This is a genomic window from Pseudomonas extremorientalis (genome assembly GCF_001870465.1).
GTDB lineage: Bacteria > Pseudomonadota > Gammaproteobacteria > Pseudomonadales > Pseudomonadaceae > Aquipseudomonas > Aquipseudomonas extremorientalis.
Genome location: NZ_MDGK01000017.1, coordinates 455,962 through 478,924, shown reverse-complemented (window position 1 = coordinate 478,924; position 22,963 = coordinate 455,962). Strand labels below are relative to the sequence as shown.

24 protein-coding genes are annotated in these 22,963 nt (G+C 61.9%); 11 read left to right on the top strand and 13 right to left on the bottom strand.

Annotated elements, in window-relative coordinates:
- Positions 1 to 74: 74 nt before the first annotated feature.
- Complete coding sequence (locus BFN10_RS09750) at positions 75 to 1,202, top strand: glycerophosphodiester phosphodiesterase family protein (RefSeq protein ID WP_071489501.1); 1,128 nt, start codon at positions 75 to 77, stop codon at positions 1,200 to 1,202.
- Positions 1,203 to 1,856 (top strand): helix-turn-helix domain-containing protein, encoded by a 654-nt coding sequence (locus tag BFN10_RS09745; RefSeq protein WP_071489500.1) that lies wholly within the window; start codon positions 1,203 to 1,205, stop codon positions 1,854 to 1,856. It abuts the gene before it with no gap.
- Here the strand turns inward: BFN10_RS09745 and BFN10_RS09740 are convergent.
- Positions 1,848 to 2,711 (bottom strand): sterol desaturase family protein, encoded by an 864-nt coding sequence (locus BFN10_RS09740; protein ID WP_071489499.1) that lies wholly within the window; start codon positions 2,709 to 2,711, stop codon positions 1,848 to 1,850. The genes BFN10_RS09745 and BFN10_RS09740 overlap by 9 nt on opposite strands.
- A gap of 155 nt (positions 2,712 to 2,866) precedes the next feature.
- Here BFN10_RS09740 and BFN10_RS09735 point away from each other — a divergent pair, with 155 nt between their 5' ends.
- Positions 2,867 to 3,175, top strand: coding sequence for a PepSY domain-containing protein (locus BFN10_RS09735; protein ID WP_071489498.1), 309 nt, complete (start codon positions 2,867 to 2,869; stop codon positions 3,173 to 3,175).
- Positions 3,176 to 3,222: 47 nt separating this feature from the next.
- Here the strand turns inward: BFN10_RS09735 and BFN10_RS09730 are convergent, their stop codons facing one another.
- Positions 3,223 to 4,851 (bottom strand): methyl-accepting chemotaxis protein, encoded by a 1,629-nt coding sequence (locus BFN10_RS09730; RefSeq protein ID WP_071489497.1) that lies wholly within the window; start codon positions 4,849 to 4,851, stop codon positions 3,223 to 3,225.
- Positions 4,852 to 5,114: 263 nt separating this feature from the next.
- Here BFN10_RS09730 and BFN10_RS09725 point away from each other — a divergent pair, with 263 nt between their 5' ends.
- Both BFN10_RS09725 and BFN10_RS09720 read left to right on the top strand, forming a co-directional pair.
- Positions 5,115 to 6,137, top strand: a complete 1,023-nt coding sequence (locus BFN10_RS09725; RefSeq protein WP_058423173.1) for a transporter — start codon at positions 5,115 to 5,117, stop codon at positions 6,135 to 6,137.
- A gap of 233 nt (positions 6,138 to 6,370) precedes the next feature.
- The gene (locus tag BFN10_RS09720) at positions 6,371 to 7,987 is read left to right on the top strand and encodes an inorganic phosphate transporter (protein WP_071489496.1); all 1,617 of its coding nucleotides are present in this window, start codon (positions 6,371 to 6,373) and stop codon (positions 7,985 to 7,987) included.
- A 126-nt stretch (positions 7,988 to 8,113) separates the two neighbouring features.
- On the opposite strand, the gene BFN10_RS09715 is transcribed toward BFN10_RS09720, so the two are convergent.
- Genes BFN10_RS09715 through BFN10_RS09705 form a run of 3 tightly spaced genes read right to left on the bottom strand, consistent with a single transcriptional unit; the run spans position 8,114 to position 10,779 of the window.
- Complete coding sequence (locus tag BFN10_RS09715; RefSeq protein ID WP_071489495.1) at positions 8,114 to 9,088, bottom strand: 5-oxoprolinase subunit C family protein; 975 nt, start codon at positions 9,086 to 9,088, stop codon at positions 8,114 to 8,116.
- Positions 9,085 to 9,963 (bottom strand): 5-oxoprolinase subunit B family protein, encoded by an 879-nt coding sequence (locus BFN10_RS09710; RefSeq protein ID WP_071489494.1) that lies wholly within the window; start codon positions 9,961 to 9,963, stop codon positions 9,085 to 9,087. The genes BFN10_RS09715 and BFN10_RS09710 overlap by 4 nt, the downstream gene beginning before the upstream one ends.
- Positions 9,964 to 10,020: 57 nt before the next feature.
- A complete protein-coding gene (locus BFN10_RS09705) occupies positions 10,021 to 10,779 on the bottom strand; it encodes a 5-oxoprolinase subunit PxpA (protein ID WP_071489493.1) in 759 nt (252 codons plus the stop codon).
- Positions 10,780 to 10,899: 120 nt separating this feature from the next.
- Here BFN10_RS09705 and BFN10_RS09700 point away from each other — a divergent pair, with 120 nt between their 5' ends.
- On the top strand, positions 10,900 to 11,817 hold the full coding sequence (locus BFN10_RS09700) for a LysR family transcriptional regulator (RefSeq protein ID WP_071489492.1): 918 nt from the start codon (positions 10,900 to 10,902) through the stop codon (positions 11,815 to 11,817).
- Here BFN10_RS09700 and BFN10_RS09695 read toward each other — a convergent pair.
- The gene (locus tag BFN10_RS09695; protein ID WP_071489491.1) at positions 11,814 to 12,710 is read right to left on the bottom strand and encodes a LysR family transcriptional regulator; all 897 of its coding nucleotides are present in this window, start codon (positions 12,708 to 12,710) and stop codon (positions 11,814 to 11,816) included. The genes BFN10_RS09700 and BFN10_RS09695 overlap by 4 nt on opposite strands.
- A 106-nt stretch (positions 12,711 to 12,816) precedes the next feature.
- Between BFN10_RS09695 and BFN10_RS09690 the strand changes: the two genes are divergently transcribed.
- Positions 12,817 to 13,575 carry an SDR family NAD(P)-dependent oxidoreductase gene (locus BFN10_RS09690; RefSeq protein ID WP_071489490.1) on the top strand — a complete coding sequence of 253 codons (759 nt, stop codon included), beginning with the start codon at positions 12,817 to 12,819 and terminating at the stop codon, positions 13,573 to 13,575.
- Between the two features lie 2 nt (positions 13,576 to 13,577).
- Here the strand turns inward: BFN10_RS09690 and BFN10_RS09685 are convergent, their stop codons facing one another.
- Positions 13,578 to 14,021: a multidrug/biocide efflux PACE transporter gene (locus BFN10_RS09685; RefSeq protein WP_071489489.1), complete on the bottom strand. Its 444-nt coding sequence runs from the start codon at positions 14,019 to 14,021 to the stop codon at positions 13,578 to 13,580.
- Between the two features lie 89 nt (positions 14,022 to 14,110).
- On the opposite strand from BFN10_RS09685, the gene BFN10_RS09680 reads away from it, so the two are divergent.
- Positions 14,111 to 14,965: a LysR family transcriptional regulator gene (locus BFN10_RS09680; protein ID WP_071489488.1), complete on the top strand. Its 855-nt coding sequence runs from the start codon at positions 14,111 to 14,113 to the stop codon at positions 14,963 to 14,965.
- A gap of 6 nt (positions 14,966 to 14,971) precedes the next feature.
- Here BFN10_RS09680 and BFN10_RS09675 read toward each other — a convergent pair whose 3' ends face one another.
- Genes BFN10_RS09675 through BFN10_RS09665 form a run of 3 tightly spaced genes read right to left on the bottom strand, consistent with a single transcriptional unit; the run spans position 14,972 to position 16,989 of the window.
- Positions 14,972 to 16,186 carry an RNA polymerase sigma factor gene (locus tag BFN10_RS09675; protein ID WP_071489487.1) on the bottom strand — a complete coding sequence of 405 codons (1,215 nt, stop codon included), beginning with the start codon at positions 16,184 to 16,186 and terminating at the stop codon, positions 14,972 to 14,974.
- Complete coding sequence (locus BFN10_RS09670) at positions 16,183 to 16,527, bottom strand: YciI family protein (RefSeq protein WP_016978318.1); 345 nt, start codon at positions 16,525 to 16,527, stop codon at positions 16,183 to 16,185. Before BFN10_RS09670 ends, BFN10_RS09675 begins: the two co-directional genes overlap by 4 nt.
- A 42-nt stretch (positions 16,528 to 16,569) precedes the next feature.
- Positions 16,570 to 16,989, bottom strand: a complete 420-nt coding sequence (locus BFN10_RS09665; RefSeq protein WP_071489486.1) for a YybH family protein — start codon at positions 16,987 to 16,989, stop codon at positions 16,570 to 16,572.
- A 149-nt stretch (positions 16,990 to 17,138) separates the two neighbouring features.
- On the opposite strand from BFN10_RS09665, the gene BFN10_RS09660 reads away from it, so the two are divergent.
- Positions 17,139 to 17,639 (top strand): GNAT family N-acetyltransferase, encoded by a 501-nt coding sequence (locus BFN10_RS09660; protein WP_071489485.1) that lies wholly within the window; start codon positions 17,139 to 17,141, stop codon positions 17,637 to 17,639.
- Positions 17,640 to 17,699: 60 nt separating this feature from the next.
- Here BFN10_RS09660 and BFN10_RS09655 read toward each other — a convergent pair whose 3' ends face one another.
- Positions 17,700 to 18,182, bottom strand: coding sequence for a GyrI-like domain-containing protein (locus BFN10_RS09655; protein ID WP_071489484.1), 483 nt, complete (start codon positions 18,180 to 18,182; stop codon positions 17,700 to 17,702).
- 196 nt (positions 18,183 to 18,378) lie between these two features.
- On the opposite strand from BFN10_RS09655, the gene alaC reads away from it, so the two are divergent.
- Positions 18,379 to 19,590, top strand: a complete 1,212-nt coding sequence (alaC, locus tag BFN10_RS09650) for an alanine transaminase (RefSeq protein ID WP_071489483.1) — start codon at positions 18,379 to 18,381, stop codon at positions 19,588 to 19,590.
- 139 nt (positions 19,591 to 19,729) lie between these two features.
- Here the strand turns inward: alaC and BFN10_RS09645 are convergent, their stop codons facing one another.
- Positions 19,730 to 21,082: a GntP family permease gene (locus BFN10_RS09645; protein WP_058423189.1), complete on the bottom strand. Its 1,353-nt coding sequence runs from the start codon at positions 21,080 to 21,082 to the stop codon at positions 19,730 to 19,732.
- Positions 21,083 to 21,166: 84 nt separating this feature from the next.
- Positions 21,167 to 21,700: a gluconokinase gene (locus tag BFN10_RS09640; RefSeq protein WP_071489482.1), complete on the bottom strand. Its 534-nt coding sequence runs from the start codon at positions 21,698 to 21,700 to the stop codon at positions 21,167 to 21,169.
- A 211-nt stretch (positions 21,701 to 21,911) separates the two neighbouring features.
- Between BFN10_RS09640 and gntR the strand changes: the two genes are divergently transcribed.
- A complete protein-coding gene (gene gntR, locus BFN10_RS09635) occupies positions 21,912 to 22,943 on the top strand; it encodes an HTH-type transcriptional regulator GntR (RefSeq protein WP_162276408.1) in 1,032 nt (343 codons plus the stop codon).
- The last annotated feature ends 20 nt before the right edge of the window (positions 22,944 to 22,963 follow it).

Below are 22,963 nucleotides of genomic sequence, written 5' to 3'. Positions count from 1 at the left end.
GTGATAGCGCCTTTCGCAATCAATTGTTAAAAAGGAGGCCTTCTCAAAGCTACCTCCACGAAAGGACTTCGCATATGCCTGTCACGTTTACCAAGAGTGCCTTGCTGCTCGCCCTGATGCTCGGCCTTGGCCAGGCACAGGCTGCCGACCCGATCAGCCCGGCTGAATTGGCAACCAACGAAGGCATTCCGTACCCAGCCGTGATCGCCCACCGTGGCGCGTCCTACGACGCCCCCGAATCCACCGCCGCGGCCTACAAGATTGCCCGCGACCTGGGTGCCGACTATCTGGAAATGGACCTGCAGCGCAGCAAGGACGGCGTGCTGTTCGCCCTGCACGACAACAACCTGCAGCGCACCACCGACGTGGCCACCAAGTTCCCCGACCGCAAGGACGCCCCGGCCAACGAGTTCACCTGGAAAGAACTGCAAACCCTCGACGCCGGCAGCTGGTTCAACGCCGCCTACCCGGACCGCGCGCGTCCAGGCTTCGTCGGCCTGAAAATCCAGAGCCTGGACGACATCATCAAGATCGCCGAAGGCAACCCGTCGCACAAACCCGGCCTGTACATCGAGACCAAGGAGCCCAAGCAATTCCCGGGCATCGAAGCCGACCTGAAGAACAAGCTGCAGGATAAAGGCTGGCTGAGCTCCGCCGGCTCCAAGCTGGGCAAGAGCAACACCGGCGTCGGCCAGGGCAAAGGCCGCGTGGTGCTGCAAACCTTCGAGGTTGCCAGCCTCAAAGAGCTGCAGAAAGAAATGCCCAACACCCCGAAGATCCTGCTGTTGTGGGTGGGTGAAGGCAGCATCGAGCCGAAAAACAAGCAGACGTTCGCTGAGTCCGGCGAAACCACCAAGGCCGCCTACTACGCCAAGCAGGAGCCGAAGGATGCCGCCGAGTTCGAAAAATGGGTCGACGAAGCCAAGAGCCTCGGCGCTATCGGCACCGGCCCATCGGCCGAGCTGACCAACCACGGCGACCAGAGCTATTCGGACCTGGTCAAACCGGAGATGAACAAGCTGACCCACGACAAGGGCCTGCTGGTGCACGTCTACACCGTCGATGAGCCGGTGGACTTCGACAAAGTGATGAAGGCCGGCGTCGATGGCATCTTCACCAACCGCGCCGCCGAACTGCTGAAGTTCTACAAGCGCTGGCCGTCGTCCAGCGTGCAAGACCTGCTGAACGACTATAAGTACTGAGTGACGGCCGAATGGTCAGGCCGCCTGTGGTTGGGGCGTGACTATGGCCTGATCGTCGGCGAGCTGGGGCGCACAGCGCCCCATGCGCACTACGCCCATCAGTTGATGGTCTCCAAAGGCTCACCGTTCACGGTCAGCCTCGATGGCCAAATCACCACGGCCCATCGCCTGTTTATCCCTTCGCGTCAAACCCACGCCATTCTTGACGCTCAAGGTGAAGTCACGGTGCTGTACGCCGAACCGGCGGTGTTTGATATCGCCCCGTTGCTGGACACAGACCTGTACCTGGATGCACTGCATCAACTCCCCCGACGCAGCCTGGAGGACTCACGCCTGGAACGGGCGCTGGCCGCACTGGATCAACAACTCATCGGCAAGGTCTCAGCCCAGGCCCTGGCCCAGGCCGCGCACCTGTCCTTGAGCCAACTGGAGCGGCTGTTCGCCCATCAACTCGGTCTGCCCGTGCGTCGCCTGGTGCTGTGGCGACGGCTGCGCATCGCCCTGCAACTGGCCCTCGCCGGTGGCACGCTGACCGATGCCGCTCACGGTGCCGGCTTTGCCGACTCAGCACATTGCTCACGGACCATGAAGCAGTTGTTTGGGGTCACGGCAGCTGCGTCATTGCGCCAGCTGGACGTTGAACTGTTAACGTAATTCGTCCGGCAGGGACGGCTCCTTGCTCAAGGCAACCGGCCTGAACGGATCACGCAACTGCGCCCCGTAGCCCACCGGGAAATCCGGCCGACTGCCAATCCCCAGATCACCCGCCCCCATGCGATACCCCTCGCGGTAAAACGCAGTACCCAGCAGCCAGTCCCACAGATTAAAGAACAGCCCGAAATTCACATCCCCGGCGTGCCCATATTTCATATGGTGAAACCGATGCACCGGCGCCCAGGCGAACACCCAGCGCAAAGGCCCCAGGCGCATGTCCACATTGGAATGCTGCAACAGCAACTGCAGGGCAATCGCGAGTGCCAGCAACTGCGCCACGTCCAGGGGAATGCCCAGCAGGATCAACGGCAGCAACCCGGCCGTGGCTTCCAGCATCTGGTGCAAGGGGTGCTTCATCAAACCGTTGAAACCGTAAAGGCGCTGCACACTGTGATGCACCGCATGCAAACGCCACAGCGGCGCAATGCGGTGGCTGGCGTAATGCATCAAGGTGATACCGGCATCAGCCAGCACAATGGCCATCAGCAGTTGCTGCCACAGCGGCCAACCGCGCGGCCAGAGACCTTCAAACGCGAACAACGCAGTAAGCCCCGGCAGGATCAACAACCCCAGGGCATTCAGGCTTTCGTTGACCAGCGCGTGCACGGTGTCGCGGCGCCGATCGCCCAGGCTGCAATTCCACTGCGGTTCATAGGGCAGCCACTGCTCTGCCAGGAATGACACTGCAACCGCGATCACGAACAGCAGAATCAGCGCGTGCGGCTGCCAAAACCCGCAGCCGATAAAGCCGAACAGAAATACAGGCGCGTAGATGCAACTCACTAACCGTTTCATGCCGAGTCTCCCCTCAAGTGAGCCTCCAGCATGAAATCCCCCGCGTCTGGTGGATTGAACAAACTGCGCAACTGTTTGAATTAATTAAGGGTGAATTAAGTTGCGCTGGTTAATCTGGCGCCACTTAAACAGCTCACCGAAGAAGGACACACACCATGAAAACCTTGACCGCTCTGTTCGCCGCTACCGCCCTGACCCTGACCGCCAGCCTGGCCCAGGCGGATGTTCGCCCCGACCACATTGAAGGCCTGCTCAAGTCCGGCGCCGTGATGCCTTTCGAAAAACTCAACGCGGCTGCCTTGGCCAAACACCCAGGCGCCACCCTCAACGACACCGAGCTGGACCATAACAACAGTGGCGTGCTGGTCTACGAAGTCGAACTGACCGACACCGCCGGCAAGAAGTTTGAAGTGAAGCTCGACGCCAAGACCGGCGCCGTGCTGGAAGACAAGCTCGATACTTGATTTGAACTAAAAAAAAGCCACCCTCGGGTGGCTTTTTTTGTGCCTGATCAGGCGCTCAGACGCGCCGTCACCTCATTCAACTCACTCGATAACCCACGCAGGTCATGGCTCGCCGCTTCGGTGCGCTTCACATTGTCGAGGTTGGCCGTCGCCACCGTGGTGATCTGCGTGATGTTGCGCGAGATGTCCTCGGCCACCGACGTCTGCTCCTCCGCTGCCGTGGCAATCTGACGGTTCATGTCGCGAATCGCCTCCACCGCCTGGGTGATGTGAGCCAGCATGGCGCCGGCTTGCGTGACCTTCTCCACACTCTCATCACTGCATGACTGGCCGCTCACAATCGCTTCAGCCGCGTCCACCGCACCGGTCTGCACCGCCTCGATAATCCCGTTGATCTCGATGATCGACGCCGCCGTGCGTTGCGCCAGGCTGCGCACCTCATCAGCCACCACGGCAAAACCACGACCGGCTTCGCCTGCGCGCGCAGCTTCAATCGCCGCGTTGAGCGCCAGCAAATTGGTCTGCTCGGCGATGCCACGAATCACTTCCAGCACTTTGCCGATACGTACGCTGTCGGTTTCGAGGCGGCGGATGATGGTGCCGGTATTGAGGATTTCGTTGCGCATCTGGCCGATGGTGGCAATGGTGACTCTCATCACCTCACCGCCTTCCCGCGCCGAATGGTCCGCCTCGTCGGCCGCACGGGAAGCACTGGCGGCATGGCGCGCGACTTCCTGGGCGGTGGCGGACATTTCGGTCATGGCCGTGGCCACTTGGTCGGTGCGGTTGAATTGATCGTGGGTGCCCGTGGCCATCTGCCCGGCGATGGCGTTCAACTCGCCGCTGGCGCCGACCAGGTCGCTGGCGCTGCGCTGCAAGCGGCTGAAGGTTTCGGCAAGAAAGTCGCGCAAGGTATTTGCGGCGGCGGCCAAGTGCCCCAACTCATCCTGGCGACGGCTGGCTACGCGCTCGGCGAACCGACCGTGGCTCAGTTGCGTCACGTAGTCGATCAGGCTGCGGATCGGCAGGATCAGGTTGCGGTTGATCAACCACAGGCTGAACAAGCCGATCAGCACACCGGACAGCAACATGATCGCCAACCCCACCAGCACGGTGCGCTCGGCGTAGGCGCTGATGGCCTTGGATTGCTGGCTGCCTTGTTCGCGCAGGTCACTGACCAGCGCACTCATCTGCTCGCTGGCGGCGCGGTCCACGCCCTTTACCGCCGTGTCGCCCGCAGTGGCATCGCCCCCCGCCGCCACGTAGGCATCGCGGCCTTTCTGGTAAGCCACACCGAGTTGCTCGTGCGTCTGACGCAGGGTTTCGATGCGTCGACTCAGGCTCGGGTCGCTGCCGGTCTGGGTGACCAGCCGAGTGAGAATGCCCTGCACATCGCGCTGGCGCTCCTGGAACTGGCCCCAGTATTTCTCCATGTCCTGGGGCTGCTTGCCGCGCAACAGGACGTTTTTCCATTCCTGCACCTGCACCTTGAATTGCAGGTTGGCCTCGTCAATCAACTGTGAGGTCAGCAACGGCCCATCGATCAAACTTCGATAGCTCTGCACCCCATTGGACAGGAAGTTGAAACAGGCCAGGGCGATCAACAGCATCGCCAACAGGCTGCCACCGAGCAGCGACAGGATTTGTGCTCTCAAGGAGGTTCGCAAAACATTCATCGGGGAAAAGCCTCGATACAAGGAAGTGGTGCATACACACGGCGACTTCCCTGTCATCAAAAGCACCGCCGATCCACAGCGGTTCTTAACACCTTGAATCGGCCGGGCCAGAGGCCTCTTGAACAGTTCCTGACAGGCGGTCAAATAAATGTCACCGCAACGAAATAAATCCAAAACCGTCACAAAACTGTCAAATTCCCTTGCAATGATTCGCGCATGCGAACCTGTGAAATCTCCTACAGGCGCTTTTCCTGCGAGCCCTCATGAACCACAGCATCGACCACAGCCACCAGGATTCCGACCTGTTCGGCTTGCTTTACGGTTTCCGTTTTCGCCCCGGTGAAAAGGGCGAGCAGATCGATTCGGCCACGGCCCTCCAGGCCTTGCGCCAGCCGGCCGACCCGGACGAGTTTTTGTGGCTGCACCTGAACCTGGCCCACGCCGCATGCGAGCGCTGGATGCAGGCGCATCTGGACCTGCCGGAAGAGTTCTTCGAAGCCCTGCATGAAGGTTCGCGCTCAACCCGCATCGAACATGTTGACTCGGCCTTGCTGGCGGTGGTCAACGACGTGGTGTTCAACTTCAGCAGCATGGTCTCGTCGGACATTTCCACGCTGTGGGTGTGCGCCCGCAGCCGCCTGTTGATCAGCGCACGCCTGCAACCGCTGCACTCGGTGGACAAGCTGCGCTCGTCAGTGAAAGCCGGTGAAAGCTTCCGCTCACCGCTGGCCTTGCTCGTGCACTTGCTGCGTGACCAGGGTGAAGTGCTGACGCAGATCGTGCGCAAGACCAGCATCAGCGTCGACCATATCGAGGACCAGTTGCTCTCGTCACGGCTGTCCACCAACCGCGCTGAACTAGGGGCGGCACGCCGGGTGCTGGTGCGCCTGCAACGCCTGCTGGCGCTGGAACCGGGTTCGCTGCTGCGCCTGCTCAACCGCCCGCCGCAATGGCTGCAAAAAGAGGACGTGAAAGAACTGCGCAAATCCACCGAGGAGTTTGCGCTGATCATCAACGACCTGATGGCCCTGGGCGAACGCATCAAGCTGTTACAGGAAGAGATCGCCGCCAACCTCAACGAGCAGAGCAACCGCACACTGTTCACCCTCACCGTGGTGACGGTGCTGGCGTTGCCGATCAACATCATCGCCGGTTTTTTCGGCATGAACGTGGGGGGGGTGCCGCTTTCGCAGGACCCGGAAGGCTTCTGGATCCTGGTGGCGTTGGTGGCGACCTTTACCTTGATTGCCGGGCGGTGGGCCTTCAGGAAGCGCAAAGACTACTGAACTGGAACGCAGTTGACATGTGAGAGGGGGCTTGCCCCCGATAGCGGTAGATCAGGCAGGTTGTCTTCAGCTGACCCACTGCAATCGGGGGCAAGCCCCCTCCCACATAGTTTCTGCGGCGTATACAGGATCAGCGGCTATCCCAATTCCATCAAACACTGACCTACGGCAGCATCTCTGTAACATTCTGCAATGACTATGAACGACATCCTCCCCACACTGGATGCCCCGGCATGGCCACCCCTTCCCTGACTGCCTCCACCCACGCCTCACCCGCTGCGCCCAAGCCCAGGCTGGACAAGAAACCCGGCCTGGTGACGGTGATCATCTTCTTCGCCGTACTCGCCATGGGCCTGTTGTTCACCGCCTACAGCCTGATGCACGACATGCATGAAATGGGCGCCCAGCTCACCACCTGGACGCCGTTTCTGCTGCTGGGTGTGGCGCTGTTGATCGCCTTGGGTTTCGAGTTCGTCAACGGCTTCCACGACACCGCCAACGCCGTGGCGACGGTGATCTACACCAACTCGCTGCCGCCGCATTTTGCGGTGGTGTGGTCGGGCTTTTTCAACTTCCTCGGCGTGCTGCTTTCGAGCGGCGCGGTGGCGTTCGGGATTATTGCGTTGCTGCCGGTCGAGCTGATTCTGCAGGTGGGTTCTTCCGCCGGCTTTGCGATGATCTTCGCCCTGCTGATCGCCGCGATCCTGTGGAACCTCGGCACCTGGTGGCTGGGCTTGCCGGCGTCGTCGTCCCACACGCTGATCGGTTCGATCATCGGCGTGGGCGTGGCGAATGCCTTGATGCACGGGCGTGACGGCACCAGCGGTGTGGACTGGAGCCAGGCGATCAAGATCGGTTACGCCTTGCTGCTGTCGCCGCTGATCGGCTTCGCGTTTGCGGCGATGCTGTTGCTGGCCCTGCGCGCCTTCGTCAAGAACCGCGCGCTGTACAAGGCGCCCAAGGGCGACACCCCGCCACCGTGGTGGATCCGCGGCATGCTGATCGCCACCTGCACCGGCGTGTCCTTTGCCCACGGCTCCAACGACGGGCAAAAAGGCATGGGCCTGATCATGCTGATCCTGGTGGGCACCTTGCCGATGGCGTACGCGCTGAACCGCACCATGCCGGCCGAGCAGTCGCTGCAGTTCGCGGCAGTGGCCGAAGTCACCCAGGTCGCCCTGGTGAAAAGTGCCCCACAAGCGCTGACCGGTGACCCGCGCCCGATCCTCTCCACCTACGTGCGCACCAAGGAAGCCACCCCGGAACTGGTCCCCGCCCTCGCCGCCCTCGCCGGGCAGATCGGTGATGAAGTCAAAGGTTATGGCTCCCTGGCCAAGGTGCCTGCCGAAGCCGTCGGCAACGTGCGTAACGACATGTACCTGACCAGCGAAACCATTCGCCTGATGGACAAGGGCAAGGTCGGCAGCTTCGACGCCGACACCCAGGGCAAGCTGCAACTGTTCAAGCAACAGATCGACAATTCCACGCGCTTTATTCCGTTGTGGGTGAAAATCGCCGTGGCCATCGCCCTGGGCCTGGGCACCATGGTCGGCTGGAAGCGCATCGTGGTGACCGTGGGCGAGAAGATCGGCAAGACCCACCTGACTTACGCACAGGGCGCCTCGGCGGAGATGGTAGCGATGCTGACCATCGGCGCGGCAGACATGTATGGGTTGCCGGTGTCGACCACCCATGTGCTGTCGTCGGGTGTGGCGGGGACCATGGTGGCGAACGGGGGTGGGTTGCAGATGCGCACGATCCGCAACTTGGCGATGGCGTGGGTGCTGACGTTGCCGGCGGCGATTCTGCTTTCCGGCAGCCTCTACTGGCTGTTCACCCAACTTTTCTGACATAAAACCAAAGCAAAAGTGAACAGAGAACCAAATGTGGGAGGGGGCTTGCCCCCGATTGCAGGGGGTCAGCTATAGATAAGCTGGCTGGTCCACCGCTATCGGGGCAAGCCCCCTCCCGCAGTTTTATCCTGCGAACAGCCCGGACATTATCTTCAACCGCTTCTTGTAGACACGCCGCGCCTCCAACGCCTGCTCCAGCGTCACCGCCACAAACCCGGCCCGCTGGTTCGGTTGCATCTGCCCGATCAAATCCAGGTCGGCGCTGATCACCGTGCCGATCATCGCGTAGCCACCGCCCGACACCGCATCCCGGTGCAACACAATCGGCTCCAAGCCAGCCGGCACCTGGATCGAACCGATCGGGTAGCAACTGTCGACGATGTTCGAAGGGTCCGACCCCGCGCCAAACGGCTGCTCCCGTGGCTGGAAGATCAACGCACTGCCGCCCTTGAAGCGATAGCCGATGCGGTCGGCTTCGGAACCCACGGTCCAGGGCTCGGCGAAAAAGCTGCTTTTTGCCGCATCCGTGAGGCGCTCGTAATACAGCCCCGGCACCACGCGCAGGGTGATATCCCCGCCCACTGAGCGACGCAACGCCATCGGCAGACTGTTGCCCGGGCGCCCCGTGCCACTGACTTCACCGATGGGCAATTCATCGCCTTCCTGCAAGCGCCGACCCTGAAAGCCGCCAAGCGCGCCGAGGGTGTAGGTCGAGCGGCTACCGAGCACCAGCGGCACATCAATGCCACCGGCCACCGCGAGGTAAGTCCGCGCCCCCGCCTTGGGAAATTCAAAGCGCAACACCTGCCCGGCGCGCACCTGGAACGCGGTGTCCTGGTGCACCACTTCACCGTCAAGGCGCGGCGACATCAAGGCGCCGCTGAGGGCCACCAGCGCATCCTGTTGGAACTGCAGTTCAGGGCCGATCAATGTGCATTCCAGACCCGCTGCGCCCACCGGGTTGCCCACCAGGTGGTTGGCCGCGCTCAACGCGTATTGATCCAACGCACCCGACGGCGGGATGCCCAGGTGGTAATAACCTTCGCGGCCAAGGTCTTGCACGGAGGTGGCGAGGCCGGGTTTGAGGACCTTGATCATGCCAGCGCCTCCTGCAGGGTTTTCGGGTAGCCAATGGGGTCGGCGAGAAAAGCGTCGAGGGAAAATTCCACCGGGCGGATACGCAGGTCGAAACGTCCTGCGTCCACCTCGGCCACCGCTCGGTCGTAGGCGTCACGGTCCATGGGTTTGAACTGCACGATATCGCCAGGCCGGAAGAACACCATGTGCTCCTTGAGGTAGGCCAACTGCTGCGCCGGGTCATAGATCGGCGCCGGGGTCACGCCGAACATCTGGTAACCGCCGGCACCGCGCACCGAGTAGATGCAACCAAAACAGCCGCCATGGCCGAGGGTGAGTTTCGGCGTGTCGGTGCGCGGGCGCAGGTACTTGGGCACCTGCAACTGCCGCTCGCGCTCGACCATCTGGAACATGAACGGCAAGCCCGCGACAAACCCGACCATCGACACAAACCACGGCGCACCGCTGTGGGCAGCGATAAACGCGTCGACATCGGCCAGGCCATTGATGCGCGCAGCATATTCCAGGTCGGTGCCGCTGGGGTCCTGGTGGCGGTCGCGAAAACGCATGAGGGTTTCATGGGTCCACGGGTCGTTGTACAGCACCGGGATTTCGATGATGCGCGTGTGCAGCGTGCGTTCGGCCACGGCCTGGGCTTCGGCGGTCTGCACCGCGTCGAGCAATACGTGGGGCGCGATGCGGTCGGGGTCGAAGCGGATCTGGAACGATGCGTTGGCCAGGCACACATCCAGCACGCCTTCCAGCGCCAGGCGCTCCACCGCGCGGGTCACCGCCATGCCCTTGAAAAAAGCCTCCAGGGACATGCTGTCGCTGACCTCGGCAAACAGGTGTTCATCACCGCCGAAGCTGTAGCGGATGGGGGACGTTTCAGCCATGTCTGTTCCTCTTGGAATCATTGTAGAAAGGCAGGCGAAAAAATAAGGCGATGATTTTTATTGTGGTGTCTTGACCGTGATGCCCGCTTGGTCCAGCGCTTCGCGGGTGGCTTCCACCAGCTCCAGCGCACCGGGGGTGTCGCTGTGCAGGCAGATGGAGTCGAATTCGATAAACAGGTCTTCGCCTTCCACGGTTCGCACAAGTCCCGTCTGACAGGCCCGCAGGACGCGCGCCGCCACCGTCGCCGGGTCCAGCGCCCGCACATTGCGGGTAAACACGATGGAGCCGGTCAGATCGTACTCACGGTCGGCATAAAACTCCCGGACCACCGGCTGTCCCAGCTCCTGCGCGACACGCCAGATCACCGAGTTGGGCATGCAGTACAGCAGCAGCGTCGGTTCGATGATGCGCAGGTTCTGTACCAGCAGGCGCGCGGCTTCTTCGTCGCGGGCCAGGTGCATGTACAGCGCGCCGTGGGGTTTGATGTGTTGCAGGGTCATGCCCTGGGCGCGGGCAATTTCCCGCAGAGCACCAAGCTGGTAGAGCATGTCGTCCACCAGCTCCTGGGCCGGAGCGTTGATATGGCGGCGGCCAAAGCCGACCAGGTCCCGGAAGCCAGGATGCGCGCCGATGCCCACGCCCAATTGCTTGGCCCGCTCGACGGTGCGGCGCATGGTGCCGGGGTCGCCGGCGTGGAAGCCGGTGGCGATATTGGCCGAGCTGATGTAGGCCATCAGCTCAGCGTCGACGCCATCGCCGATGGTCCAGGGGCCGAAGCCTTCGCCCATGTCCGAATTGAAATCCACTGCCTGCATCGAAGTCGCTCCGCCTAAGTGATGCAGGAAAAGTAGGCTGCCCCTTGACCCCTTGGGAAGATCTATTATCAGATGACCCATCTTCTGAAAATCAGATAATCCTACGTTTTGGAGAGGCCGATGTCCCTGACCTTGCGCCAAGTCCGCTACTTTGTCGCCACCGCCGAAATCGGCCAGATTTCCCAGGCGGCCATCCACCTGAACATCTCCCAGTCGGCGGTGACCACGGCGATCAAGGAGCTGGAGGGCATGCTCGGTGTGCAACTGTTCGTGCGTTCGGCCCAGGGCATGAACCTGACCGACGCCGGGCGGCATTTTCTCAACCGCGCCTATGTGATCCTGCGCAGTGTCGATGACGCGCTGAACAGCCCGCTGCCCGACTACCGCGCCAGCGGCGTGCTGCGCCTGGCGGCCAGCTACACGGTGCTCGGCTACTTCCTGCCGCACCACTTGCAGCGCATGGAGCACTGGCACCCGGACGTGACCATCGAGGTCTTCGAGCAGGAACGCCAGGCCATCGAACAGGGTTTGCTCGACGGCCAGTTCGACATGGCGGTGGTGCTCACCGCCAACCTTACCCACCCGGCTATCGTCTCGGAGATCTTGTTCAACTCGGAACGCCGCCTGTGGCTGCCCAGCCACCACCCGCTGTGCGAGCGCGGCGCCGTGAGCCTGGCCGATGTGGCCCGGGAGCCCTACATCCTGCTCACCGTCGACGAGGCCGAACACAGCGCTATGCGCTATTGGGAACAGGCCGGGCAAACGCCCCAGGTGCGGCTGCGCACCAGTTCGGTGGAAGCGGTGCGCAGCATGGTCGCCAATGGCAGCGGCGTGGCGATCCTGTCCGACCTGGTGCATCGGCCCTGGTCCCTGGAAGGCAAGCGCATCGAAACCCTCACCGTCACCGACCCCGTCACGCCGATGAGCGTGGGCCTGGCCTGGCACCGCGAGCGCGCGTTCACCCCGGCGATGCAGGCGGTGCGCGATTACTTCCACGACGCGTTCCTGGCGCCGCAGCAATTGTCGGCACGGCGTTAGAGCTGGGCTTGCAACGTCGCAGCCAGCCACTCCATGAATACCCGCACACGTTGCGGCAAATGCCGTTGCCCGGCATAGAGCAGCGACACGTCCAATGGGGGAGCCGGGTAATCCGGCAGGACGCTGACCAGTTCGCCACGCGCCAGCAACTCGCGGATACCGAGCAACGGCACCTGGGTAATCCCGAAACCACCCAGGCAGGCAGCCTGATAGGCATCTGTGCTGTTGACCGTGACCCGCCCGGCCATCGGCACGCGGTGCACCTTGTTGCCCTGCTGGTACTCGAAGCCCGCCGAACGTGACCCCAGCGGCCGCACGTAATGCACCAGTTGATGCTGCGCCAGGTCCGCCAGGGTCATCGGCGAGCCATAGCGTTGCAGGTAGACCGGGCTTACGCAGTTGACCATCGGCATGCTGCAGACTTTTCGTGCGACCACCGTTTGATCCGGCTGGGCACCGACACGCAACACGCAATCAAAGCCTTCGGCGATCAGGTCCACCTGGCGGTCGGAACTGCTGATCTCCAGCTCGATCAGCGGATGCGCGTCCATGAATTCGGGCAAGCGCGGCAGGATCAACTCCCTCGCCATCACGGTGGGCATGTCCACCCGGATGCGCCCGCTCAGTTGCGCCTCAGCCTGGCGAAACAACCCCTCCAACTCCTCCATATGCGACAGCAGGTCCTTGCTGCGCTCATACAAAACCCGGCCGTCCTGGGTCGCCTGCACCTTACGCGTGGTGCGTTGCAACAGGCGCGCGCCGAGCAGTTCTTCCAGGGCTTGCACATGCTCGGACACGGTCGAGCGCGGCAGGCCGAGGCTCTCGCCGGCCTGGGTAAAACTCGACAGTTCGGTGACGCGCACGAAGGTGCGCAACAGCTCAAGTTTATTCATGGGATTGTTCGCCTTATCCGGCCAGTGATTCCGGTATGGCGCTGTTTATCACGTTACGGACGAATAAATACACTCAGTCCCACTAATCACCTGAGAGGACTGCACCATGCCCCGTAAAATCGCACTGATCACCGGCGCCAGCCGTGGCCTGGGCAAAAGCGCCGCGCTGCACCTGGCGGCCCAGGGCGTCGACATCATCGGCACCTACCACAGCGCGGCGGCTGAAGCCCAGACGGTGGTCGAGCAGGTCCAGGCCCTGGGTGGCCGCGCCGCCATGCTGCAACTGGATGTGAGCCAGAGCGACCGCTTCGATGCCTTTGTCGGCGAAGTCGGCACCCTGCTAAAGGATGTGTTCGCACAGGATCACTTCAACTTTCTGATCAACAACGCCGGTATCGGCGCCCACGCCAGTTTTGCCGAGACCACCGAAGCGCAGTTCGACCAATTGGTAGCGATCCACTTCAAGGCGCCGTTTTTCCTCACGCAAAAATTGCTGCCGCTGATCTGCGATGGTGGGCGCATCCTCAATATTTCCAGCGGCCTGGCGCGGTTCAGCCTGCCGGGGTATGCGGCTTATGCGTCGATGAAAGGTGCGGTGGAAGTGCTGTCGCGCTACCAGGCCAAGGAACTGGGCCCGCGCGGGATCAGCGTGAACACCCTGGCCCCTGGCGCCATTGCCACGGATTTCAGCGGCGGCGCCGTGCGCGACAACCCGGATGTGAATGCGATGGTGGCCAACAACACCGCCCTGGGTCGCGCCGGTTTGCCCGACGACATTGGCGGGGCGATCTCGACCCTGCTGGCCGATGGCAGCCACTGGATCACCGGGCAACGCATCGAAGCCTCAGGCGGCATGTTCCTCTGATTTCACACATAACCTGCAGGCGCGTTTCTGTTGATGATTTTTTCCCGGATCACGTCATACCCCCAGTGATACACATAGGTGTACGGCAGGAAAAACAGCAACACGCCGATGTCGAGCATGAACGCCTGCATCAGGCTGATGTTCAGCCACGCCGCGATCAGCGGCACGGCGACGATGATCAGCCCGCCTTCGAACATCAGCGCATGCAACACCCGCGTCCAACCGCCGTTGGACAGTTGCAGGCGCACCTTGAGGCGGTCGAACAGGCTGTTGAAGATGACGTTCCAGGTCAGCGCCAACAGGCTCAGGCCCAGGGTCACTGCGCCCATTTCCAGGGCCGGCCTGCCGGTGATCCAGACCAGCAGCGGCGTACAGATCAACAACGCCAGGCCTTCAAAACCCAGGGCCTGGCAAACGCGTTCAGTAATCGACTTGGTAGGGCTCATAACCTGTGCTCTGTGACGGACGATGGTTGCCATGATTACCCTTTGAATCGATACTTCATAACTAATAACCATCGATCAAGGCGATAGTCATGGCCTCCCACGAAGTGCTGCAAGCGTTTGTCCAGGCCGCCACCCAAGGCTCGTTTTCGGCGGCGGCACGCAAGCTGGGCAAGAGCCAGTCCACCGTCAGTGCGGCCGTGGCGAGCCTGGAGATTGACCTGGATGTGGTGCTGTTCGACCGCAGCAGCCGCAAGCCGACGCTGACCCCGGCCGGCCATGTGCTGCTGCAACGCGCCGAACAGGTGCTGGAGGCCAGCAGTCGCCTGGAACTGGCGGCGAGCCAGTTGTCCCAGGGGTTGGAGCCGAAGGTCACGATCGCCATGTCCGATACGTATCAGTCGGAACGCTTCGAGATCGCCCTCAAGGCCTTTGAACATCGCTACCCGGACCTTGAACTGGAATGGCTGATCGCCGAGTGTGAAGACCTGATCGCCCTGGTGCAGAGCGGCCGTGCACAGATTGCCTTGATCGAAGCCCAGCACATCTACCCGCCCGACCTGACCCACTCGCCCGTGGCCGAACGCACGGAAATCGCACTGTTCGTCGCCCCCACTCACCCATTGGCGCGCGTAGAAAACATCGACTCGCAAGCCCTGCAACAACACCGGGAACTGCGCCTGGCAAGCATCATCAGCCCCAACGAGACACGCCCCATGGGCCGGGTGTGGTCGGCGCCGAGTTTTCTGATGCTGATGGAGATGGCTCAACTCGGTTTCGGCTGGGCGGAGTTACCACGCTGGTTAGTGGAGCGCTTTGGCAATGCCGAGCTGGTTGAACTCAACGTTCGGGGTTGGCCACGCTCGGTGGCGGTGGATGCGTTGTGGTCGCGACAACACCCACCCGGGCCGGCGGGCAGTTGGATGCTCAGTCAAATGCTCGAATGACACCGCCTAGAGGTTTTGCAAACGTTGTTCGAGGAAACGTCGTTCCGGGCCCTGCTGGGTCAGCGACAGGGCTTTTGCGTAGGCGGCGCGCGCCTCTTCGACGCGCCCCAGTTGCCGGCAGAATTCCCCCCGCGCCGAATGCACCCAGTGGTAATCCAGCAACTCGCCGCGTGCCAGAATGCCCTCCACCTGCTGCAACCCCGCCAACGGCCCATCGCGCATGGCCAGGGCTACGGCGCGGTTCAGTTCGATCACCGGTGACGGCACGGCCCTGAGCAATACATCGTAGAGCCCGACGATCTGCGGCCAGTCCGTCTCATCGGCACGCGCCGCTTCGGCATGCACCGCGGCGATGGCGGCCTGCAGGCAATACGGACCAAAGCGCCGTGTGCCCAGCGCGCGCTCGACCAGGGCACAACCTTCGGCAATCAACGAGGCGTCCCACAGCGAGCGATCCTGCTCAGCCAGCAGCACCAACTCACCCTCGGCCGAGGTGCGCGCCGGGCAGCGGGACTCGTGCAGCAGCATCAAGGCCAGCAGGCCCATGACTTCCGGTTCGGGCAACAACTCCATCAGCAGGCGCCCCAGGCGAATCGCTTCGCGGGTCAACTCCTCGCGGGTCAGGTCGGCACCGATGGACGCCGAATACCCCTCGTTGAACACCAGGTAAATCACCCGCAGCACCGCATCCAAACGCTCCGGCAGCGCCTCCCTGGACGGCACTTGATAAGGGATTTTCGCCTCGCGGATCTTGCCCTTGGCGCGCACGATGCGCTGGGCGATGGTCGCCGGCGTGGCCAGGAACGCCCGGGCGATTTCCTCGGTGGTGAGGTCGCAGATCTCACGCAGGGTCAGCGCCGCCTGGGCATCTGCCGCCAGTGCTGGGTGGCAGCAGGTGAAAATAAGGCGCAGGCGGTCGTCTTCCACGTCTTGATCGCTCCAGTCAGCCGCTTCCAGCGTGTCGGCCTGCTCCTGCAACAACGGGGTAAACCGCGCCTGGCGGCGCAGACGGTCGATGGCCTTGAAGCGCCCGGTCGACACCAGCCATGCCCTTGGGTTGGCCGGCACACCGTCCAGGGGCCAGCGCTGCACGGCGACGAAAAACGCGTCGTGCAGGGCTTCTTCGGCCAGGTCGAAGTCGCCCAGCAAGCGAATCAGCGTTGCGAGAACCCGACGTGATTCACTGCGGTAAAGGGCATCGACCGAGGTTGTTGCAGTCACAGATTCAATTCACGCACGGGACGCACTTCTACACTGCCGACCCGGGCGGCCGGAATACCGCCAGCCACCTGGATCGCTTCGTTCAAGTCACGGGCCTCGATCAGGTAGAAGCCGGCGAGCTGTTCCTTGGTTTCGGCAAACGGCCCGTCGGTGATCGACAGCTTGCCATTGCGCATGCGCACGGTGGTGGCGGTGCTCACCGACTCCAACGGCTCGGCGGCCAGCATGCGACCGCTGGCCTGCACGGACTGCGCGTAGGCGAAGCACTCCGGGTCGGCGGGGCTGTCCGGCGAGGTGTGCAGCACCTGTTCGTTGCTGTAGATCAGGCACAAGTATTTCATGGCGTTCTCCGTTTTCGGATTACTGACTATAGATCGCGCAGGTCAAGGTTTCAGGTCGAACAGACCGGCGCCGGTTTCCATGTCAAAAGGCGCGGACCAGTGCTCATGCACCACCTTCCACTGCCCGTTGATGCGCTGGTAACCGGCGCTGACCCGCATCCAGCACGTCTTGAGCACGCCATCCGGCCCGGCGCCACCACAGTGGGCGAGCCAGTGGGCAAAGGCGCTGTCTTCTCCGGTTACGATATGCAGCTCATGAAAGTCGAAAACGCCGGGGCCGGGGCAGAACTCCATGCAGGCCTTCCAGTGCGCCTGGTAAGCGGCCTTGCCTTTGAATTGCAGGGCGCCAACGGCGTCGAACGCGACGATATCCTCGGCATAAAAGCTGACAATCTTGTCGACATCCTTGGCGGTGACAGCTTGCTTCCATTGTTCGATCAGGGTGTTGATGGCAGTGCTCATGGCGATACTCCTCGGGTTGGAAAACATCACGGAAGACACCCTTGGTCGAATGGCCCGCCGACAAATCGACACCCCGCTTAAAAATAATTTCGCCCTCGGCAAACCCGCTAGAATCCACGCCTCTTTGTAGGATTTCGGATGCGCCACCGATGGAAACCCGCCTCGTCGCCTATGAGACGCTGAGCCTTGTGCAGAAACAGCAACTCGACACCCTGCAAGTGCATCCCGAGCAACTGCCGTACTCCGGCGATATCTACTGTGCGCTGAACAGCCTGCTGGTCAATCCCAGCACCGGTGCCATCAAAGGCTTCGCCCTGCTCGCCGATGAAATCCCGGTGGCCTTCCTGCTGCTCAAACGCCCACCGTGCCTGCCCCATTGGGCCGATGAGCACAGCGCGACCCTGCATGCGTTGCAGGTCGATCGGCATCAACAAGGGCGCGGGTTTGGGAAGGCGTGCTTGCAGGCGCTGCCGGCGGCGGCATTGGCTGCGTGGCCGCAGATCAGGGGCCTGGAGTTGTCGGTGGACGCGGACAATGTGGCGGCGATGGGGTTGTATCTGTCGGCTGGTTGGGTCGATAGCGGGGAGGCGTATAAAGGGCGGATCGGGTATGAGCGCAGATTGAAGAGGGTGTTTAACCCAGCCCTTTGATGTCACGTAAACATGACTTTCAGACGTCAATGTCCTGTTTACGTGACATCGGCGAGTGCTTCAGCCTCTTTCGCCCACCGGCAACCAGATCTCCACCGTCCCGGTGCCCTTACGCGCATCAAAATCCTCGCTGTAGCGTTCGAAATCCGCACCCATCACCTTGTAGCCCGAGTGCGGCAGCCACTCGAACATGATGCGTTCGTACGTCTGTTCCAGCGCCTGCACCGGCCCGTAATGCGGGAACACGGCATAGTTGAGCGGCGGAATTTCGATGTATTCAAAGTTGCTCGGCACGTCGCCCTTGTTGGGGACTTCGACACCCGCCATGTAGTCGAATTCGCCATGGTTGGGGTTATGGCAAACGCCATAGGTCACACCGCCGACGCGCTTCTTGATGTCCTTGATGCAGGTGTCGAACAACTCCCACAATTTGGGAATATCGCCCACGGTGGCCTTCGAATAACGCCCCTGTACACCGGCAATCACCAGGGCCTTGCCTGCTTCCATGCGTGGCTCCAACGGTTGTTTTGTCTGCTGATCCATACGAACAGTCTCCTTCTTATGAGGGAACAAACCCGTATCGAGTATAGGGGCATATCCACGCGCGACTCCATGCAGAAAATTTTCCTACGCATCTGGACAACTGGCCATCATCGACCGTATTGTCTGCCCCGCAGGCCACCGCAGTGGCCGACGTCGCTCGGACGGTTCCGGGCGCTTACGTACTCTCGAGGCAACAATGGCCGACCAAGGTTCGCCGCGCCGCTTTGCGCGCATAGATCGACTCCCCCCGTATGTTTTCAATATCACTGCCGAGCTGAAGATGGCTGCGCGTCGGCGCGGCGAAGACATCATCGACTTGAGCATGGGTAACCCTGACGGCGCCACGCCTGCCCACATCGTGGAGAAAATGGTCACCGTCGCCCAGCGTGAAGACACCCACGGCTACTCCACCTCCAAAGGCATTCCGCGTCTGCGCCGGGCGATTTCGCGCTGGTACAAGGACCGCTATGAAGTGGACATCGACCCCGAGTCGGAAGCCATCGTCACCATCGGTTCCAAGGAAGGCCTGGCGCACTTGATGCTCGCCACCCTGGACCAGGGCGACACGGTGCTGGTGCCCAACCCGAGCTATCCGATCCACATCTACGGTGCGGTGATTGCCGGTGCCCAGGTGCGTTCAGTGCCGCTGGTGCCTGGCGTGGACTTCTTCGCTGAGCTGGAACGGGCGATTCGCGGCTCGATCCCCAAGCCGAAAATGATGATCCTGGGCTTCCCGTCCAACCCTACCGCGCAGTGCGTGGAGCTGGACTTCTTCGAACGCGTGATTGCCCTGGCCAAGCAGTACGACGTGCTGGTGGTGCATGACCTGGCCTACGCCGACATCGTCTACGACGGCTGGAAAGCCCCGTCGATCATGCAAGTGCCGGGCGCCAAGGACATTGCGGTGGAGTTTTTCACCCTGTCCAAGAGCTACAACATGGCCGGCTGGCGCATCGGATTCATGGTGGGTAACCCGGAACTGGTCAACGCCCTGGCGCGGATCAAGAGCTACCACGACTACGGCACCTTTACCCCGCTGCAAGTCGCCGCGATTGCTGCATTGGAAGGCGACCAGCAGTGCGTGAAGGACATCGCCGAGCAGTACCGCCAGCGCCGCAATGTGCTGGTCAAGGGCCTGCATGAGCTGGGCTGGATGGTGGAGAACCCCAAGGCGTCGATGTACGTCTGGGCCAAGATTCCCGAGCAGTATGCCGCCCTGGGCTCGCTGGAATTTGCCAAGAAATTGCTGCTGGAGGCGAAGGTATGTGTGTCGCCCGGGATTGGATTTGGCGAGTATGGCGATGATCACGTGCGCTTTGCGCTGATCGAGAACCAGGATCGGATTCGCCAGGCGGTGCGCGGGATTCGCGGGATGTTTCGCGCGGATGGGTTGGTCACTAAAGCCTGACCCAATCTACCGGTAGGAATGTGGTCAAAACTGTGGGAGGGGGCTTGCCCCCGATGGCGGTAGATCAGTCACCAGATGCGGTGACTGACACTCTGCTATCGGGGGCAAGCCCCCTCCCACATTTGTTCCGCGGTGTGGCTTAGACCACCAGCGACAGCAGCATGATGAAAATCAACGCCACCACCGACAGAATGGTCTCCATCGCCGTCCACGTCTTGAACGTCTCGGCCACGGTCATGTTGAAGTACTGCTTCACCAGCCAGAACCCCGCATCGTTGACGTGAGACAGGATCAACGAGCCTGCCCCCGTCGCCAGCACCAGCAGCTCACGGTTAACCCCCGGAATCATCCCCACCACCGGCACCACGATGCCCGCGCCGGTAATGGTCGCGACGGTAGCCGAACCGGTCGCCACGCGAATCACCGCCGCCACCAGCCACGCCAGCAAAATCGGGTTGATCTGCGCGTTCACCGCCATGTGGCCGATCACATCGCCCACGCCGCTGGTCACCAGCATCTGCTTGAAGCCACCACCGGCGCCGATAATCAGGATGATCGCGGCGGTCGGCGCGAGGCTGGCGTCGAGCAGCTTGAGGATCTGCTTGGAGTGGATGCCCTGGCGATGGCCAAAGGTGTACAGCGACAGCAGCAACGCCAGCAGCAAGGCGGTGATCGGGTGACCGATCATGTCCATCCAGTTGCGTACCACGTTGCCTTCGGCAAACGCGATGTCGGCGAAGGTTTTCAGCAGCATCAGGAACACCGGCAGCAGCACGGTGACCAGGGTAATGCCGAAGCTCGGCAGGTCTTTGTTCTCAGGCTCGCGGGCCAGTTGATCGACCAGTTCCTGGGACGGGTTGCCCGGGATGTACTTGGCGATGAACGTACCGAAGATCGGGCCGGCAATGATCGCTGTCGGCAGTGCGACGATCAGGCCGTAGAGAATGGTCTTGCCGATGTCCGCGCCAAACACGCCGATAGCCAGCAGCGGGCCCGGGTGCGGAGGCACCAGGCCGTGTACCGCCGACAGGCCGGCCAGCAACGGAATGCCGATCTTGATCAGCGACACACCGGTACGGCGCGCGACGATGAACACCAGCGGGATCAGCAGCACAAAGCCGATCTCGAAGAACAGCGGGATGCCCACCAGGAACGCGGCAAACATCATGGCCCACTGGACCTTCTCTTTGCCGAAGGCACGGATCAGGGTCTGGGCGATCTGATCGGCACCGCCGGATTCGGCCATCATCTTGCCGAGCATCGTACCCAGCGCGAGGATGATGCCGACAAAGCCGAGCACTCCGCCGAAGCCGTCCTGGAACGCCTTGATGATCTTGTCCACGGGCATGCCCGAGGTCAGGCCGAGGAAGCCGGCCGCGATGATCAGTGCAATGAACGGGTGCACCTTGAACTTGGTGATCAGAACGATCAACCCGATGATGGTAACCACTGCGTCTAGCAGCAGGTAGGACTCGTGGGACATGCCAAACATGGGGGGTCTCTCCTGTTTGTTGTTGTTATTAAAGCGGGTGTAGAATTTCCTGCCGGGGACAGCGCTATCTTTTCCGGCAAAAAATCAATGGGTTGGTTCAAAGCCGTGTTGCAGCCACCAGGCATTGGTCTGCTCGGCCAACTGCTCGACGCTGTCTTCGCTGGCATTGAGGGCCAGGGTCAGCGGCTCGCCCTTGGGCGATTCAAGGGTGGCGAACTGGCTGTCTATGAGGCTGGCCGGCATGAAATGCCCGGGGCGATGGGACACTCGGTCGGCCGCCACTTCACGGGTCAGTTCCAGGAACACAAAACCCAGACCCGGGGCGGCTTCGCGCAAGTGGTCGCGGTATTTCTTCTTGAGGGCGGAACAGGTGAGCACGGGATGCTCGCCCGCCTTGAGCGAACGGCGCAGTTCATCGCACAGGATGTCGAGCCAGCCGGCGCGGTCGTCGTCGTTGAGGGGGTGGCCGGCACTCATCTTTTCGATGTTGGCGGCGGGGTGAAAGCTGTCGCCTTCGATCGCGGTGGCGCCGTTCAAGCGGCACAGGGCCTCGCTGACACTGGTCTTGCCACAGCCGGCGACACCCATGATGACCAGGGCGGTAACAGGTTGACTCATGAAACACCTCAGGACGCAGATAGCGCTACCTTTGCACGCTGTAAGGCTAGTGCAAAAACAGGCTTTCCCGCGCCGTCTTGTCATTTTTATGGAGTGACGCGTGCATCCTCTCCAATCATTTGAACCGGATCAGGCAACCCAGCGTTCAAGCATTTGCAGCTACTTGGAGACAGCGCTACCTTAGTGCCTCGATTTTTGTTTGGCAAGCCGCCTGATGACCTCCAAGAACGATAAAAAAATGCGCACCACGGGTCGCCCGACCCTTAACGAAGTCGCCCGCCTGGCCGGCGTCAGCCCGATTACCGCCTCCCGCGCCCTGCGCGGCATCAGTACCGTCGCCACCGAACTGGTGGAGAAAGTACAGCAGGCCGCCGCCGCACTGAACTATGTGGTCAACCCCGCCGCCCGCGCCCTGGCCTCGGCCCAGAGCCATTCGGTGGTGGTGTTGGTGCCGTCGTTGTCCAACCTGCTGTTTATCGAAACCCTCGAAGCCATCCACCAGGTTCTGCGGCCCAAGGGCTTCGAAGTGCTGATCGGCAATTCCCACTATTCCCGCGACGAAGAAGAAAACCTGTTGCGCAACTACATGGCCTATCAGCCACGGGGTTTGTTGCTGACCGGCTTTGATCGCACCGAAAGCGCCCGACGAATGGTCGAGGCCAGCAACGTGCCTTGCGTGTACATGATGGACCTGGACCCCAACGCCGGGGTGAACTGCGTGGGTTTCTCGCAACTGGCGGCGGGTGAGACAGCGGCGGCGCACTTGCTGTCCCGTGGGCGCAAGCGCCTGGCGTATATCGGCGCGCAACTGGACCAACGCACGCTGCTGCGCGGTGAAGGTTTCCACCGGGCGCTGCAACAGGCCGGCCTGTACGACCCGGCGCTGGAACTACTGACGCCGCGCCCTTCCTCAGTCGGCCTGGGAGGTGAATTGTTCCTGCAGTTGCTGGCAACCCATCCGGATGTGGATGCGATCTTCTTCGGCAACGACGACCTGGCCCAGGGCGCCCTGCTGGAGGCCATGCGCCATGGCATCAAGGTGCCGGAGCGCGTGGCTGTGCTGGGCTTCAACGATTTACCGGCGTCGTCGTTCATGGTGCCGCGCCTGAGCAGTATCAGTACACCAAGGGAAGCGATTGGTCGGCGGGCGGCGGAGCATTTGCTGACGATCATGGCGGGCAGCAAAATCGCCAAGCCGGTGGTGGATATGGGGTTTGAACTTCAGGTGCGGGAAAGCACCTAGGACGTCCGGAAAGGAGCGCC